Source organism: Yoonia sp. D2-7 (assembly GCF_055809435.1).
Genome location: NZ_CM147912.1, coordinates 288743 through 305003, shown reverse-complemented (window position 1 = coordinate 305003; position 16261 = coordinate 288743). Strand labels below are relative to the sequence as shown.

Here is a 16261-nt window from a genome sequence, read left to right as displayed (position 1 = left end):
TTTACTCCGCTGCGACTGATGTGGCTTGGGATAGATACTGTAGGATTGCGGCTGACGCGTCACGTCCGTCACGGATCGCCCAGACAACAAGCGACGCACCGCGCACGATGTCACCTGCGGCAAACACGCCATCAAGGCTGGTTTGGCCCGTTTCGAATTGCGCCTTGATCGTACCCCAACGCGTGACTTCCAGACCTTCAACGCCCCACAGCGCGGGAATGTCTTCGGGTGTGAAACCCAACGCCTTGATCACAAGATCAGCTTCTTCGACGTAATCAGCACCTTCGATCAGCTCAGGCACCTGACGACCCGTCGCATCGGGCTGACCAAGACGCATTTTCTGGACGTTCACGCCTGTGACTGTGTTACCTTCGAAGCCGTTCGGGGCAGACAGCCAGACGAATTCGACGCCTTCTTCTTCGGCGTTTTGCACTTCGCGTTGTGATCCGGGCATGTTCGCTTTGTCACGACGGTACAGGCATTTCACGGATGTTGCGCCCTGACGGATAGCTGTGCGTACACAGTCCATCGCGGTATCGCCGCCGCCGATGACGACAACGCGTTTGCCTTCGGCGTTCAACTCACCGCTTTCGAATTCTTCGACAACATCGCCGAATGATTTGCGGTTGCTGGCAGTCAGATAATCAATCGCGTCGGCAATGCCGTCCGCATCAGAACCCGGCGCTTCTAGGTCGCGTGTTTTGTAAACACCCGTCGCAATCAAGACCGCGTCGTGCTTGCCGCGGATCGCGTCGAATGAGATGTCTTCGCCAACATTGCAGTTCAGTACGAATTCAACGCCGCCATCTTCGAGCTGCGCCATGCGTTTCATCACAACGTCTTTTTCCAACTTAAAGCCTGGAATACCGTAAGTCAGCAGACCGCCCCCGCGATCGTAACGATCATAAACGGTGACCTGCACGCCTTCACGGCGCAGCATGTCAGCGGCAGCAAGACCACCCGGACCCGCGCCGATGATGCCAACGCTTTCGGTGCGTTCCATATGCGGACGGATCGGGGCGACCCAACCTTCTTCGAATGCGGTGTCTGTGATGTATTTTTCAACCGCGCCAATGGTGACAGTGCCATGGCCAGATTGTTCGATTACGCAATTGCCTTCGCACAGACGGTCCTGCGGGCAGATGCGACCACAGATTTCCGGGAAAGTGTTTGTGGCTTGGGATACTTCATAGGCTTCGCGCAAGCGACCCTCAGCAGTCAGACGTAGCCAATCCGGAATGTTGTTGTGCAGCGGACAATGCGACTGACAATAAGGGACGCCACACTGGGAACAGCGACTTGCTTGCTCTTCGGCTTTGGCCGTCGCAAATTCAGCGTAGATTTCCTGAAAATCCGTGTTGCGCAAATTAGGTACGCGTTTTTCTGGCATATCGCGTTCGACGTTTACGAACTTGAGCATCTTCTGGCCGGCCATGGCATCCTCCTGTCAAAGGGCTAGAGCGCCCTTTTATGCGGGAGCGTCAGAAATGAAAAGTCAGCACTGTTGACCTATTAATCGGATTTTGACATCAAAGCGATAATAATTTTCGGGTCTAGTCGATTTTTTAGGTCCGGATCGAACCCTAATTCGACACTTTCCCCGATTTTAAAGGGGTCTATGGTGCGCGAAACCGAATCAAGGATCGTACATGCCGCTGTTCAATCTTATCCTCGTTGCCCTTATTCAAGGCCTGACAGAGTTTCTACCTGTCAGCTCATCGGGCCACCTGATTCTTCTTCCGTCCCTGACTGGTCTTGATGATCAAGGTCAGGTCATCGACGTCGCGGCCCATGTTGGCACCCTGATTGCGGTCATCATCTACTTTTGGTCGGACGTGAAGCTGGCCCTGTTTGGTACGTTGCGACTGCTGCGCGGGAAGATCGACACCAAAGGTGCCTTTTTGGCCCTTTGCCTGTTAATCGGAACCATTCCTGTCATTGCCGTCGGCTTGATTTTGAAAGTTACTGGTTTGGCTGACGCGATGCGAGGGATCACTGTGATCGGTTGGTCGATGCTGATCTTTGGTATCGTTCTGTATTGGGCCGACCAAAAGGGCGCAGAGACACGCAGCGCCGAAGAATGGACATTAAAGCATGCGTTTATCATGGGGCTGTGGCAGTGCATCGCATTGATCCCCGGCACGTCGCGGTCAGGCATCACCATTACAGGCGCGCGGCAACTGGGTTATAATCGGCGCGACGCGGCGCGGCTGGCGATGCTGATGTCGATCCCGACGATCATCGCCTCGGCGGCACTGTTGAGCCTCGATGTCATCGGAACGCCCGGCGTGATGGGCGATATCGCCATCGTCGCGGCCATGTCCTGTATCGCCGCACTCGCCGCACTTTTCTTGATGATGAAGCTGCTGCAATCGGTCAGCTACACACCCTATGTCATTTACCGGATCATCCTTGGCGTGGTTCTGCTTTTTATCGCCTACAGCTAAAGCCCTGGCCCAATATTCAGCTTTGAAACGTCGATAAAGCGGCCAAATACAGAGCCGCAAAAACACCAACAGCACCGCCACCGATAATCACGACGTCGACAGAAACAGGCAATGGCCCGCGAAACTGAATTGGGGTCGCGGCGGTAATACGGGTTGGTGTCATGAAAGGCCTGCGCGTTGGGGTGTCTGGTGTGAGACTACCCTGCCGCGCAAGCCTTTAGGTCCGCAAGTTTTTCGCAGATTCCTTGATAGCGTCGTACTGACCGGACGGGCGGAACCGCCACAAATAATCTGGCAGGATCGTCGCCATCGTTGCAGGACGGATCCCCAACGCATCAAAGCCCCGCGCATCACCAGACACGACATTATCAACGGCCAGATTGATAACCTGATCTTTCGTGATCGGTGCCTTGACGATTCCGGCTGTCAGAAACTGCCCAATGCCAAAGACCGATGCCATGATCTTTGCCACAAAGAACGGCACGTTCAGGATCAAACGACGGCGGCGCACGACAGCAAGCATGTCTTGCATCAGTTCGCGGAAGGTTTTCACCTCTGGCCCGCCAAGTTCGAACACGCCGGACGCTTCGCCATTCACGCCTTTGACAGCGGCAGCAGCTACATCGTCCACATGGACAGGCTGGAATTTCGTGTCCGCACCGACGACAGGCAGGATCGGCCCAAAACGGGACATACCTGCGAACCGGTTAAAGAATTCGTCTTCTGCACCGAACACAATCGACGGACGCAGGATCATCGCGTTTGGCATATGTTCAAGAACGCCTGCTTCGCCTTGCGCTTTGGTCTTGGCGTAATCGCTGTCAGCGTCGGCATCCGCACCAATGGCAGAGATATGCACCATACGGTCAATGCCCATGCCCGCAGCGATCCGCGCCACGCGTTCGGCACCTTCCGCTTGGACGGCTTCAAAGGTGTTTTTGCCAGTCTCGGCCAGCACACCTACGCAGTTCACAACCGCATCGGCGCCTTGGGTCACAGCCGCGACGCTTGCGTCATCACGGATGTTGCAGAATACAGGTTCGACCTGACCAACCACACCGTAAGGGCGTACAAAACCGGCCTGTTCAGGATTGCGTACAGCAACACGCACACGCCAGCCTTCTTTGGCCAACCGCAATGCGATGTAACGCCCGACAAAACCGGAACCGCCAAAAATGGTAACAAGCTTGGACATGAGGCTGGCCTTTCATTGATTTCGCCCGTGTTTACGCCTGACAGCCGTGGCAGACAAGACGAAAGGCACAGTTCGGTTTCGCATGTTTTAACGGGTTTTGCGGATAGGATCGCATGGTAGAGCCGTGTTCGTGCAAAAACCCGTGCGAATCGCGTTGACAGGCACCGCGCAGGTCACTAGATCACCGCTACCAACCGTGCCCAGATGGCGGAATTGGTAGACGCGCCAGCTTCAGGTGCTGGTGTCTGTATGGACGTGGAGGTTCGAGTCCTCTTCTGGGCACCATTTTCCTTATTTCGGAAAAGATGCGGCGGCGCAGGCCGCGTATTATCAAAACAATCTGTAAAGTCCTTTGCGGCGTTATCGCTGGTCCACACTGGCAGGGTCGCGCATAATCGTTCTGTTCAAGCCGCGTAAAGGGATAACATGTCTAACACGTATTTCGCTCCATCCGGCGGGCATCCTCCGCAGACACAGCTTTTGACGGATCGTGCCGTATTTACAGACGCTTACGCTGTTATCCCTAAGGGCACGATGCGTGATATCACGACCAGTTTCCTGCCATTTTGGAACGACACGCGCCTCTGGGTTATTGCGCGTCCTATGACTGGCTTCGCCGAGACATTTTCGCATTACATCATGGAAGTCGCCCCGAATGGTGGCTCTGACACGCCTGAAACAGACGCGAGCGCCGAGGGAGTTTTGTTTGTCGTGGACGGTACCGCCACCCTTTCAATCAACGGGGCCAAGCATCAGCTAGCCGAAGGCGGATACGCCTTTATCCCTCCCGCCAGCGATTGGAGTTTGCGCAACACATCAGACACGACTTTGCGGTTCCATTGGATCAGAAAAGCCTATGAAGCTGTCCCCGGATTGCCCATGCCAGAGGTGCTGATCTTGAACGAAAATGATATCGCCCCAACGATTATGCCGGATACAGACGGCAAATGGGGTACGACCCGCTTTGTCGACCCGACTGATCTGCGCCACGACATGCATGTGACGATCGTGACGTTTGAACCCGGTGCTGTGATTCCATTCTTGGAAACTCACGTGATGGAACACGGGCTGTATGTGTTGGAAGGCAAAGCCGCTTATCGGCTGAATACCGATTGGGTCGAGGTCGAGGCCGGCGATTACATGTGGCTGCGCGCGTTCTGCCCGCAAGCATGTTATGCAGGTGGACCGGGCAAATTCCGGTATCTGCTATACAAGGACGTGAACCGGCACATGGGCCTAAAGCCGCTGACGCGTTAAGGCCCTTTGGCCGCCCCGTGATCAGCCTGCGCTGCAACCATGGCATCGACATAACACGCATCGACAGTGCCTAGCCAGTCTTGGTCTAGCTTACCCAGATCCGTTGTGATCCGCGCTAGGTCACCTTCGGCACGCGGACTATCCCAGTACATTTCGTTCGGGATAACAGACATTAACGGGCTTCGCATCGGAAACGGGCCCGCAAGTACCGTCAAACTTACCCCTAACGCAGCGCAGGCCCTTTGCGTTTTTGGACAGTGGGCATTGCAAAACTGTGTGACAGGCGTCCATGACGGCACATCACCGACCGCATCCATTACATTGTCTCGAAAACCCGCGTCTTCAATAATTTTCCGCGGCGATATTGCAACCCACGCAAAATCCACGATTGAAAATAACCCGTTGCCCGTAAGTGTCTGCGCAATTCTCGCGGAACCCGTATTGCCGCCTGCCCCGCTCGCGATGCTAGACAACGCCCACCTCACAAGCAGGCCAGCCTCTGGTGGTAGGCGCGCTTCGCGTTCGGTGAGGCTATCGATAAGGTCTTGCCCCTCTCCGTTAAGCAGCATGGCCTGCGCTGCCAACATCGCAGTTTGCGGCTCCCCAAGATCAAAAAGAGCGCCGACGCCTGCGGCCTTTTCGCCAATCCGCGACGATTGCAACAGTGCCACTGCCAAGGCGTCTTCCTTTGCCGCTTCGGTGAGCCATGATTTGCCCGACAAACCACCCGCTATGCGCAACAGTGCAATCCTGTCTTGCCGGGTCAGATCAGACGTCACGTGGGTATGCAAACTGCCGCGTGCTGCGATACTGGCAAGCAGAACCTGCGCGGCACGGTTTCCATCGCTGGACAGTTGCGCCAGCTTTTCCAGCGCGATTGGATCTTCCCCTGCAAGCCATAAATCTACGCTTGCTGTGAAATTGGCATCGTCAGCGCCGGACATAACCACAGTTTGCGCCATTGCCTGACTGAACCAAAGGACAGTCAGACAAACGCCCGTCAAAAACCGCAAAACACTCATTGGAGAACCACCTGAAATTGATTTCGCACACAATTTCAAGTTGATCCCATTTCGACAATACGAAAAGGCGTATCAAACCAATGCTCTTGCAGGTTCGGCCCTGCGCCGATCCGATCCACCACTGCGAATAGCCCCGGTGCGCTGATCGGTGTCAGTACGCCGTGCCATGTGTTGCGGTGGTAGTTCACGCCTTGGCCCGCTTGCGTCAGAAACGCCTGTGGGTGGTCCGGTTTGCCGTTGTCGTCCGCAGCGACAACCACAACGAATGGCGTGTGCGTCATCGGCATGAACGCTTGGCTGCCGTCGGGGTGACGTTCCATCATATCAAGCGCGATGGGAAAACTGCGGGCCTGCGCGTTAAACAAGCTGATCCCGGCCTTGCCATCTGCAAAGTCGAGCTGGGCAAGGTCATGATGCCGTCCGCAAAGTCCTTGGTTGATGATTTTGTCAGGGTCACCAGCGACTTCTAAGACATCGCCAAACGGCGCGAACGCCTCTGCCGTCAGCGGTTGTAAATGCAGGACGGTCATGTGCCGAACTTCGCGATTAGGCGCAATTGCGCGATGCGTTCGACTTGGCGGCAGGCCTCTTGCAATTCATCAGCCGTGTCATTGAAAAGTCGTCGGTTGAAGGCGGCTGTGATGGTCGCTTTCGTATTGTCGCCCACTGCGATGATGAACGGGAATCCGTGTTTTTCAACGTAACGCGCGTTCAGGTCTTGGAACATTTCGCGTTCGTCGTCGGTCAACGCATCAAGGCCCGCGCTTGCCTGTTCTGCGGTGCTTTCGGCGGTGAGCTTTTTCGCCGCTGCCAGCTTCCCTGCCAGATCTGGGTGCGCCCGCAACACGCCTAGGCGTTGATCATCGGATGCTGTGCGGAACACGCGGCAAAGTGCCGAATGCACGCCCTGTGCGGTGTCATGCGTCGGCCCAAGTTCCAACGCATGCGCACCTTCTGCGATCCACGGGCTATGTTCAAAAATGCCGCCATATTCCGCGACGAAGGTCGCGCGATCCATCTGCGACGGGCGGGCAAAACGCTGATGCGGATGTGTCGCGGCCCAATGATTTGCGATCTGTTCACGCGTCGCGAACCAAACGCCGTCATGCGACTGGAAATGCGCGATCGCGCGGCGCAGGGCAGCAGCACGCCCAGGACGGCCGATGATCCGGCAGTGCAAACCGATCGACAGCATCTTTGGCGCACCAGCGGCACCTTCAGCGTAAAGCGTGTCGAAACTGTCTTTCAGGTAGCTTTCAAACTGATCACCTGTGGTGAAACCTGCCTGAATGCCGAACCGCATGTCGTTGCAATCCATCGTGTACGGCACGATCAACTGATCCTGATCCCCGAATTCCATCCAGTACGGCAGATCGTCAGCGTAACTGTCCGCGATATAGGCAAACTTGCCGGTTTCGGCGGCCAATCGCACCGTGTCGTTTGAACAGCGACCTGTGTACCAGCCGCGCGGCGGAGTGCCGGTGACTTCGGTATGCAAGCGGATGGATTCAGCGATGGCGGCGCGTTCTTCATCCTCTGGCATGTCCTTGTGTTCGATCCATTTCAGACCGTGACTGGCGATTTCCCAACCCGAAGACTGCATCGCCGCGACCTGTTCAGGGGCACGTGCAAGCGCCGTAGCGACACCGTAAACCGTGACAGGCAAATCCGACAGCATCCGGTGCACACGCCAGAAACCGGCACGCGATCCGTATTCGTACAAGGATTCCATGTTCCAGTGACGCATCCCCGGCCAAGGTTGCGCCCCTGTGATTTCGGACAAAAACGCCTCTGACGCGGGATCACCGTGCAGGATGTTGTTTTCGCCGCCTTCCTCGTAATTCAGTACGATTTGCACAGCAATCTTGGCCCCATTCGGCCATTTGGCTGCGGGCGGGACGGCGCCGTAACCAGTCATATCACGGGGGTAGCGGTTCACATTGTTTTCCTTGATCATGCGGGTACCTTGTAAATCAAACTGATCAGCTTGGTTTTCAAATAAAACATGAAGCTGCCTCTTGCACGTCCCCTTTGGCACTTGCGGCGGGCTGACGTATAGACCGACCTTATCAGAGGCACCTTTTGCAGCGGAAAGACCTGTTATGACCGGATTTTTAACAACTCACGTTCTTGATACGGCGCGCGGCTGCCCTGCGCAGGGACTGAAAATCGATCTGTACCGCATTGATGGTGACACGCGGACGCACATCACATCGCTGACCACCAACGATGACGGACGCACAGATAGCCAGATACTACCCGCCGCAGATTTTGCGACTGGCACCTACGAATTGGTGTTTCACGCGGGCGCCTACCTTGATGCGATCGGCACACCCGCTGAGGACCCGCGGTTTCTTGATATCATCCCGATCCGGTTCGGCATGTCAGAGCAATCGCATTATCACGTGCCGCTGCTGCTATCTCCGTTCGGTTACAGCACCTATCGCGGTAGTTAATCGGCGGCGCGGACAATCGGTGCGATCCGGCTGATCACGTAGTCCATAAACAACCGTGTCTTAGGGTCTTGATTGCGTCGGTGCGTGAACAAGCAGGCCAGCTGCACAGGCGTTGGTGGCGTCTCATCCGCCACGACCACAAGCCTGCCAGCCGCAATGTGATCCGCGACCTCGAATACCGGCTTGAGCGCTACGCCGCAGCCATCCAACGCCCAATTGGTCAACACATCGCCATCGTCACATTCGTAACGCCCCGCGACCTGAAACTTCTTGGGGCCATCGGGGGTCATCAACCGCCACTGGAATTCGGTTGCACCCGGAAAGCGCAGGTTCAGACATTCGTGGCCGTCCGCAATCAACGCTGTGCCGTCCAGGGGATGACCACGGGCCGCGATGTAATCGGGCGCAGCGCAAAGCACGCGTTCCACATCCGCGATTTTGCGCATCCGCAGATTGCTGTCCGTCGGTTGGCCCATGAAAAACGCCAGATCTAGCCCTTCCGTCGTCAGATCAACTGTCCGGTCCGTCAACCGCAACCTGACCTGCACGTCAGGATATTCTTCCAAAAAACCGGGAATAAGCGGTGCGATCAAGCGTTTCCCGATGCCCAACGGCACGGCAACATACAGTGATCCGCGCGGTTGATCGGTGATGTTCACGACCTTCGCTTCGGCGGCATCGACGGCCTCTAGTACCTCGCAGGCTCCACCATAGAACGCTTGGCCTTGTTCGGTCGCGGTCAGGCTGCGCGTGGTCCGCTGGAACAGCCGAACGCCCAATTTTTCCTCAAGTTGCGATATCCGCGCTGATGTCACAGCAGGCGATATCCGCAGATCACGCCCAGCAGCAGACATACTGCCGAGTTCGTAGACGCGCACAAAAGTTCGGATATTATCGAGGTATGACATTGTTCTGGATTTTTTGATGCTGTTTGGCCATTCCAAGCAATAGCAGAATAATCACAAGCGGCCTAGTGTGGCCGCACTTTATACATGGCACGGCGGAGACCCTAATGTACGACATGGCAATTCTTTGGGACTGGATCGCATTTTCCGTCCGCTGGCTGCACGTGATCACGGCCATGGCGTGGATCGGCGCATCGTTCTTTTTCATCGCGCTTGATCTTGGCCTAAAGAAAGCACCGAACATGCCCGACGGCGTGCATGGCGAAGAATGGCAGGTGCACGGCGGCGGTTTTTATCACATCCAGAAGTACCTCGTCGCACCCCCAAACATGCCCGAACACCTGATCTGGCATAAATGGCAAAGCTACATCACGTGGGTGTCTGGTGCCGCCCTTTTGATGATCGTCTACTGGGTCGGTGGCGAATTATTCCTGCTCGATCCGACCAAGGCTGATCTGACGTTGTGGCAGGGTATCCTGATCTCTGGCGGTTCACTGACCATCGGTTGGTTGGCCTATGATTTCTTGTGCAAATCCAAGCTTGGCGAACAACCAACCACGTTGATGGTGTTGCTGTTTGTCATCCTCGTTGTGATGGCGTGGGGGTATAACCAGATATTCACAGGGCGCGCTGCGTTACTGCATCTTGGCGCTTTCACCGCGTCGATCATGACAGGAAACGTGTTTTTCCAAATTATGCCGAACCAACGCATCGTTGTCGCAGACCTGAAAGCAGGGCGCACGCCTGATGCAAAATATGGAAAGATCGCAAAGCTGCGGTCGACACATAACAACTACCTGACTTTGCCAGTCGTGTTCTTGATGTTGTCGAACCACTACCCGCTGGCGTTCGGGACTGAATACGCGTGGATCATCGCAAGCCTGATTTTCCTGACCGGCGTTACGATCCGACACTATTTCAACACGATGCACGCCACGGGTGCTGGTCCAAACTGGACGTGGGCGGTCACCGTCTTGCTCATGCTGATCATCGCTTGGCTGTCATCAGTCAGGTCGACAGAAACCATCGACCAGGCCGAAGCCCGCGCGATGACGCCCTATGAACAGCATTATGCGTCTGCCGAAGGGTTCGACGAGGCCTACAACACCGTGCTTGGGAATTGTTCGATGTGCCACGCGCGCGAACCCTTCTGGGATGGCATTCGCTGGGCCCCCAAAGGCGTGTACCTTGAAACGCAAGCGGACGTCGCCAAACACGCAACCCAGATTTACCTGCACGCTGGCGTTTCACACGCCATGCCGCCACCCAACGCGATTCAGATGGACGCCGACGCCCGCGAAACGCTGATCACGTGGATCACAAACGCTAGAAACGATGGCTAGCCGTTAACACGCGTTAACCGCTCCCCTTGCCCTTCCCCATAAAGCATCCTACCAACGCTCTACCTCGGGGGGCCAATACGGCTGAGATTGCGCAAGCTGACCCGTTGAACCTGAACCGGTTAAGACCGGCGGAGGGAAGGTTTAGCACACACGCTATCCCCCAATCCGCCCGTCGCATTTGGAGGATACGATGTTCAAAACCACTTATCTGACAGCTGTTGCGGGACTTTGCTTGGCGACTGCAGCCACGGCAGAGACCCCGAAATTGTCTGTTCTCACCTACGACAGCTTCACCAGCGAATGGGGCCCCGGCCCTGCGGTGGAAGCGGCGTTTGAGGAAATCTGCGCATGTGATCTGGAATTTGTCGGGGCTGGTGACGGCGCTGCATTGCTGGCACGTTTGCAGTTGGAAGGACCACGGACCGAAGCCGATATCGTGCTCGGACTGGATACAAACCTGACAGCCGCAGCCCGTGAAACAGGTCTGTTTGCACCACACGGCATCACGGCTGACTTGACGCTGCCATTGGGCTGGACCGATACGGAATTTATGCCGTTTGACTGGGGCTATTTCGCTTTTGTAGGCAACGCCGACGCGGACGCGCCGACGTCATTGCGCGAATTGGCCGAGAGCGACATCAAGGTCGTGATCCAAGACCCACGTTCATCCACACCGGGCCTTGGTCTGCTGATGTGGGCGAAAGAAGTTTACGGCGACGAAGCCCCACAATTCTGGGACGCGATCGCTGACAACATTGTCACCGTGACACCCGGTTGGTCCGAAGCCTACGGTCTGTTCCTTGATGGCGAAGCGGATGCCGTGTTGTCCTACACGACGTCGCCCGCCTACCACCTGATCGCCGAAGAAGACGATAGCAAGGTCGCATGGGAATTCAGTGACGGCCATTACATGCAGGTCGAAGTCGCTGGCAAAGTGGCAGGCACCGATGTGCCCGAATTGGCTGACCAGTTCTTGGAATTCATGGTGTCAGACGCGTTCCAATCCATCATCCCAACAACCAACTGGATGTACCCAGCCGCCACACCTGCGGATGGTCTGCCTGACGGTTTCGACACTTTGATCGCGCCAGCCACATCTTTGCTGAAAACACCTGAAGATGCGCTTGCTGTTCGTGAAGAGGCATTGGCCGAATGGCGCGCAGCGCTGTCCCAATAATCACGCGCATCCCCGCTGTCATGGCGGGGATGTTGGTGCTGGTGCTGACGCTTGGCACGTTGATCGCAGTTGCGATGCGGGCCGAAGTGGGCACTGGCCTTTCTGCCGCAGATTGGGCCGCGATCAAATTTACGGTATCGCAGGCATTTGTATCTGCATTGGTCAGCATCATCATCGCGATCCCTGTCGCACGCGCATTGGCGAGGCAGTCCTTTCGGGGACGCGGGGCTTTGATTACCCTGCTTGGTGCCCCGTTTATTCTTCCCGTCATCGTGGCCGTTCTTGGATTGCTCGCAGTTTTCGGGCGCAACGGTATTTTGAATGCAGGGTTAGAGGTGTTGGGCCTCCCCACCTTTACGATCTACGGTTTTCATGGCGTGGTTCTGGCGCATGTTTTCTTTAACCTGCCACTCGCGACGCGGTTCATTCTGCAAGGCTGGCTCGCGATCCCGTCCGAGCGTTTCCGGCTTGCGGCGACGCTAAACGCACCTGTCGGTCGTCTGTTGGAATGGCCGATGCTGCGCAGCGTTTTGCCCGGAACATTTCTTGTCATATTCCTGATTTGCCTGACCAGTTTCGCGGTTGCGCTGACCCTTGGCGGTGGGCCGAAGGCAACGACAGTGGAACTCGCCATCTATCAAGCTGTCCGGTTCGATTTCGACCTTGGGCGCGCCGCTTTACTGGCCTGTATCCAGTTTGGCATCTGCACCATTGCAGCCATCGTCGCATGGCAAGTCACGGCCGTGGATGGTTTCGGCGCGGGTCTGGACCGCGTGGTGCAGCGTTGGGATGGATCGCGGTCCATCGATTTTGCTTGGATCGGCCTTGCCGCCGCGTTTCTGATCGTGCCCCTGTCGATGGTCGTGATCAACGGAATCATGGGCCTGTCCGAATTACCATTCAGCATTGTCCAAGCCGCCGCGCGATCCGTGTTTGTCGCGCTCGCATCTGCAATTTTGTGCATCACGATGGCGTTGGCGCTTGCCTTGCAAGGCGGGCGCATCGTGTCAATCATTGGCGTTTTGCCTCTTGCCGCATCAGGTCTGGTCGTGGGCACAGGCCTGTTCCTGATTGTCTTTCCCTTCTGGCGGCCATCCGATCTTGCCTTGCCCGTCACGGCATTGGTCAACGCGACGCTGGCATTGCCATTTGCGCTGCGCTCCATTGCACCTGCCGTTGATGGCGTTGTCGCCGACTATGGCCGGTTGATGGACCAGCTGAACGTCACGGGCTGGACACGGTTACGTCTGATCATATTGCCCCGCATACGCAGGCCACTAGGCTTTGCGCTTGGCCTCGCGGCAGCACTGTCGATGGGAGATTTGGGAGTGATCGCCCTATTCGCGGATGAAAACGGCGCAACCTTACCTCTTGCGATGTACCGTCTCATGGGTGCCTATCAGATGGACGCGGCAGCGGGTGCTGGGCTGCTCTTAGTTGCGCTCAGCCTGTTATTGTTTTGGATTTGTGACCGTGGAGGACGCGTTGATGCTGACGTTTGAAAACGTAACTTTGAAACAGGGCACGTTCCACCTGACTGCGCACCTTGCGCTTCCAACGGGGATCACCGCGATCATCGGTCCGTCCGGTGGCGGCAAATCTACGCTTTTGGCGGCGATAGCCGGATTCATCGCGCCGACTGCAGGCGACATCCTTTGGCACGATAAATCGTTGTCCAAGCAACCGCCCGGTGAACGCCCCGTCAGTATGTTGTTTCAGGACAACAATCTATTTCCGCATCTAACGATTGAACAGAACGTCGGTCTGGGGATTAAGCCCGACCTCAAGCTTTCAACCGCTCAAAAAGAGACGGTCGCTAAGACACTAACGCAAGTTGGCTTGACTGATTTAGGATCGCGCAAACCGAACGCGCTGTCCGGCGGCCAGCAAAGCCGCGCGGCACTGGCCCGCGTGCTGGTTTCGGATCGGCCTTTGGTTTTGCTGGACGAACCGTTCGCGGCCTTAGGCCCTGCACTAAAAGACGAGATGCTGGAATTGGTCACAACGACCTTGGCTACGGCTGGCAAATCCATTGTCATGGTGACGCATGATCCCGACGATGCACGACGTATCGCGGATCGTGTGGTGCTGGTGGCTGATGGCAAAGCCCACCCACCCGTCGACGGACAACGGATTTTCGACGATCCACCGGCGGCATTAAAAGCCTATTTGGGCTAGCACCCGAAACGCAAAAGGCCCACCAAACTGGCGGGCCTTTCAAATTGGTTCAAGACGATATCAGTCTTTGTGCTTGTGTGGTGCCCACAAACGTTTGTTTGTGAGGTAAAGCAGTACAGACAGGATCGCGAGGAAGATCACGCCGGTCAGACCAGCCTGCTTACGCGCCATCATCTTTGGTTCAGCTGTCCACATCAGGAACGCTGCGACGTCTTCGGACATGTGGTGGATGTCGTTGGAATGGCCGTCAGCAAAATCGATGTCGCCGCCGTAGATTGGCTGTGCCATGCCGATCCATGATCCAGGCACCATGTGCTTGCCTTTTTCATCGATGCAGCTTGCTGGGAAACCACCGGACGCGAACGCCGTGTTGTAGTAACCATCCATGTTCGCATCAGCAGCACATTCTGGTTCTTCTTCGTAGCCGGACAGCAGCGCAGTGATGTATTCAGCGCCACCCATGCCGTACCACAACTGGGCAAGGCCCGTGCCATATGGACCGTGGAAACCAGCGCGCGCTTTTGCCATCAAGGACAGGTCGGGCGCGTTTGCTGATGTCACAGCTGGGAATTTGTCAGCTGGTGTGGCTGTGCGGAAATCGCCTTCGCCGTCGAACAATGCAGGGTCAAAGACCTCGTAGAATTCAGCGTATGCAAAAACCTGATCCTCGGGCAGTGCGGGACCGCCTTCGTCGCCAAGTGTGCGGATCGCTACATGTTCAAGACCGTGGCATGACGAACAAATCTCTGTGTAGATCTGCAGGCCACGCTGAAGTTGCATCTGGTCGAAAGACCCGAACATGCCATCAAATGAAAAATCAACGTCATGAATGTGCACTTCGGATCCGGCAGCCGCCGCTTGTGTCCCCAGAAGGGACACGGCAGCAACGGCTGAAAGGGTGAGTTTACGGAACATAGTCATTGTATCTTTCCTCACTCTGCCGGCTGTGTGGCACCATCAGTGCCTTTGGCCGGGTAGTGCGCGTTGAAGTCTTCTTCGATAGTCGCCGGTGGTGTGTCTGGCTTTTCGATCACACCAAGCAATGGCAAGATCACGAGGAAATAAGCAAACCAGTAAGCCGACGCGATCAAAGAAATCCAGTCATACGGGAATTCCGCCGGACGGGCACCGACCCACATCAACAAGATGAAGTCGACAACCAGCAGCGCGAACCACCATTTGAACATCGGACGGTAACGACCGGAGCGAACAGAAGATGTGTCCAACCAAGGCGCCAACGCCATGACAGCAATCGCACCAAACATCGCGAGAACACCGAAGAATTTCGCATCAATGATGCCGAAGCTCAGGAACTGAACGATCTGAACAACCCAAACGTCTGCAGTGAAGGCCCGCAGGATCGCGTAGAATGGCAAGAAGTACCATTCTGGAACGATGTGTGCAGGTGTCGCAAGCGGGTTCGCAGGGATGTAGTTATCCGGGTGGCCCAAGTAGTTCGGCATGAAGCCAACAACCGCCATGAACACGACCAAGATCACAGCGAGTGCGAACAAGTCTTTGATCACAAAGTATGGCCAGAATGGCAGCGTGTCTTTTTGTGCGTCTTCTTTTGATGTCCGACGTACCTCAACACCAGTTGGGTTGTTGTTGCCTGTCGTGTGGAACGCCCAAATGTGCAGGATCACGAGACCGGCAATGATGAACGGCATCAAATAGTGCAGTGAGAAGAAGCGGTTCAGCGCAGGTTGGCCAACGGCGCCAGCACCCAACAACCATGTCTGGATGCTTTCACCGATGAACGGGATCGCGCCAAACAAGCCAGTGATAACAGCGGTACCGTGGAACGACATCTGGCCCCATGGCAGAACGTAGCCCATGAACGCAGTCCCCATCATCAAAAGATAGATGAGCATACCGATGATCCATGTGACTTCACGTGGTGCCTTGTAAGACCCGTAGTAAAGTCCGCGGAAAATGTGGGCGTAAACAGCCACAAAGAACAGCGACGCGCCGTTCATGTGGAAATAACGGATCATATGTCCGCCATTCACGTCACGCATAATGTGTTCGATAGACGCAAACGCCATATCAACGTGTGGCGTGTAGTGCATAACCAGCACGATGCCGGTGATGATCTGCAGCGCCAATGTAAATGTCAGGACAATGCCCCAAATCCACATCCAGTTCAGGTTTTTCGGAGTCGGGATCATCAAAGTGCCGTGCAGCAAGCCTACAATTGGCAAGCGCTTATCAAGGCCCTTTTCGAATTCCGTCTTTGGTTCGTAATGGTCGTGGGGAATGCCGCCCATGGGTATCTCTC

At 55.9% G+C, this 16261-nt stretch carries 16 protein-coding genes, 1 tRNA gene and 1 riboswitch; of the genes, 8 read left to right on the top strand and 9 right to left on the bottom strand.

Annotated features, from left to right (window positions below; translation table 11 throughout):
• Window position 1 precedes the first annotated feature (1 nt).
• Window positions 2–1435 (bottom strand): FAD-dependent oxidoreductase, encoded by a 1434-nt coding sequence (locus AC0L7R_RS01345; RefSeq protein ID WP_473658442.1) that lies wholly within the window; start codon window positions 1433–1435, stop codon window positions 2–4.
• A gap of 214 nt (window positions 1436–1649) precedes the next feature.
• Between AC0L7R_RS01345 and AC0L7R_RS01340 the strand changes: the two genes are divergently transcribed.
• The gene (locus AC0L7R_RS01340; protein ID WP_348108043.1) at window positions 1650–2447 is read left to right on the top strand and encodes an undecaprenyl-diphosphate phosphatase; all 798 of its coding nucleotides are present in this window, start codon (window positions 1650–1652) and stop codon (window positions 2445–2447) included.
• A 16-nt stretch (window positions 2448–2463) separates the two neighbouring features.
• Here the strand turns inward: AC0L7R_RS01340 and AC0L7R_RS01335 are convergent, their stop codons facing one another.
• Window positions 2464–2610, bottom strand: a complete 147-nt coding sequence (locus AC0L7R_RS01335; protein WP_473658440.1) for a hypothetical protein — start codon at window positions 2608–2610, stop codon at window positions 2464–2466.
• Between the two features lie 54 nt (window positions 2611–2664).
• Complete coding sequence (locus tag AC0L7R_RS01330; RefSeq protein WP_473658439.1) at window positions 2665–3642, bottom strand: NAD-dependent epimerase/dehydratase family protein; 978 nt, start codon at window positions 3640–3642, stop codon at window positions 2665–2667.
• Between the two features lie 198 nt (window positions 3643–3840).
• Here AC0L7R_RS01330 and AC0L7R_RS01325 point away from each other — a divergent pair.
• Together AC0L7R_RS01325 and AC0L7R_RS01320 are read left to right on the top strand one after the other, a co-directional pair.
• Window positions 3841–3927 (top strand) — tRNA-Leu (locus AC0L7R_RS01325).
• 141 nt (window positions 3928–4068) lie between these two features.
• Window positions 4069–4899 (top strand): bifunctional allantoicase/(S)-ureidoglycine aminohydrolase, encoded by an 831-nt coding sequence (locus AC0L7R_RS01320; RefSeq protein ID WP_473658437.1) that lies wholly within the window; start codon window positions 4069–4071, stop codon window positions 4897–4899.
• Here AC0L7R_RS01320 and AC0L7R_RS01315 read toward each other — a convergent pair.
• Genes AC0L7R_RS01315 through puuE form a run of 3 tightly spaced genes read right to left on the bottom strand, consistent with a single transcriptional unit; the run spans window position 4896 to window position 7860 of the window.
• Window positions 4896–5921: a hypothetical protein gene (locus AC0L7R_RS01315; RefSeq protein ID WP_473658435.1), complete on the bottom strand. Its 1026-nt coding sequence runs from the start codon at window positions 5919–5921 to the stop codon at window positions 4896–4898. The two genes, AC0L7R_RS01320 and AC0L7R_RS01315, sit on opposite strands and share 4 nt — an antisense overlap.
• 35 nt (window positions 5922–5956) lie before the next feature.
• Window positions 5957–6451: an ureidoglycolate lyase gene (locus tag AC0L7R_RS01310; RefSeq protein ID WP_473658433.1), complete on the bottom strand. Its 495-nt coding sequence runs from the start codon at window positions 6449–6451 to the stop codon at window positions 5957–5959.
• On the bottom strand, window positions 6448–7860 hold the full coding sequence (gene puuE, locus AC0L7R_RS01305; protein ID WP_473660335.1) for an allantoinase PuuE: 1413 nt from the start codon (window positions 7858–7860) through the stop codon (window positions 6448–6450). The genes AC0L7R_RS01310 and puuE overlap by 4 nt, the downstream gene beginning before the upstream one ends.
• Window positions 7861–8023: 163 nt before the next feature.
• Between puuE and uraH the strand changes: the two genes are divergently transcribed.
• A complete protein-coding gene (gene uraH, locus AC0L7R_RS01300) occupies window positions 8024–8377 on the top strand; it encodes a hydroxyisourate hydrolase (protein WP_473658431.1) in 354 nt (117 codons plus the stop codon).
• On the opposite strand, the gene AC0L7R_RS01295 is transcribed toward uraH, so the two are convergent.
• Window positions 8374–9285 carry a LysR substrate-binding domain-containing protein gene (locus AC0L7R_RS01295; protein ID WP_473658429.1) on the bottom strand — a complete coding sequence of 304 codons (912 nt, stop codon included), beginning with the start codon at window positions 9283–9285 and terminating at the stop codon, window positions 8374–8376. The genes uraH and AC0L7R_RS01295 overlap by 4 nt on opposite strands.
• Window positions 9286–9389: 104 nt before the next feature.
• On the opposite strand from AC0L7R_RS01295, the gene AC0L7R_RS01290 reads away from it, so the two are divergent.
• From AC0L7R_RS01290 to AC0L7R_RS01275, 4 genes are all read left to right on the top strand, one after another.
• Entirely contained in the window at window positions 9390–10625 is a 1236-nt protein-coding gene (locus tag AC0L7R_RS01290; protein ID WP_473658427.1) for a urate hydroxylase PuuD, read from the top strand.
• A 55-nt stretch (window positions 10626–10680) separates the two neighbouring features.
• Window positions 10681–10779: riboswitch (TPP riboswitch) on the top strand.
• 36 nt (window positions 10780–10815) lie between these two features.
• Window positions 10816–11802 (top strand): thiamine ABC transporter substrate binding subunit, encoded by a 987-nt coding sequence (thiB, locus tag AC0L7R_RS01285; protein WP_473658425.1) that lies wholly within the window; start codon window positions 10816–10818, stop codon window positions 11800–11802.
• Entirely contained in the window at window positions 11778–13304 is a 1527-nt protein-coding gene (locus AC0L7R_RS01280; protein ID WP_473658423.1) for a thiamine/thiamine pyrophosphate ABC transporter permease ThiP, read from the top strand. Before thiB ends, AC0L7R_RS01280 begins: the two co-directional genes overlap by 25 nt.
• Complete coding sequence (locus AC0L7R_RS01275; protein ID WP_473658422.1) at window positions 13291–13980, top strand: ATP-binding cassette domain-containing protein; 690 nt, start codon at window positions 13291–13293, stop codon at window positions 13978–13980. The genes AC0L7R_RS01280 and AC0L7R_RS01275 overlap by 14 nt, the downstream gene beginning before the upstream one ends.
• 60 nt (window positions 13981–14040) lie before the next feature.
• Here AC0L7R_RS01275 and AC0L7R_RS01270 read toward each other — a convergent pair whose 3' ends face one another.
• Together AC0L7R_RS01270 and petB are read right to left on the bottom strand one after the other, a co-directional pair.
• Window positions 14041–14901, bottom strand: a complete 861-nt coding sequence (locus AC0L7R_RS01270) for a cytochrome c1 (RefSeq protein ID WP_281502013.1) — start codon at window positions 14899–14901, stop codon at window positions 14041–14043.
• Window positions 14902–14912: 11 nt separating this feature from the next.
• Entirely contained in the window at window positions 14913–16250 is a 1338-nt protein-coding gene (gene petB / locus AC0L7R_RS01265; protein ID WP_348107465.1) for a cytochrome b, read from the bottom strand.
• Window positions 16251–16261 lie beyond the last annotated feature (11 nt).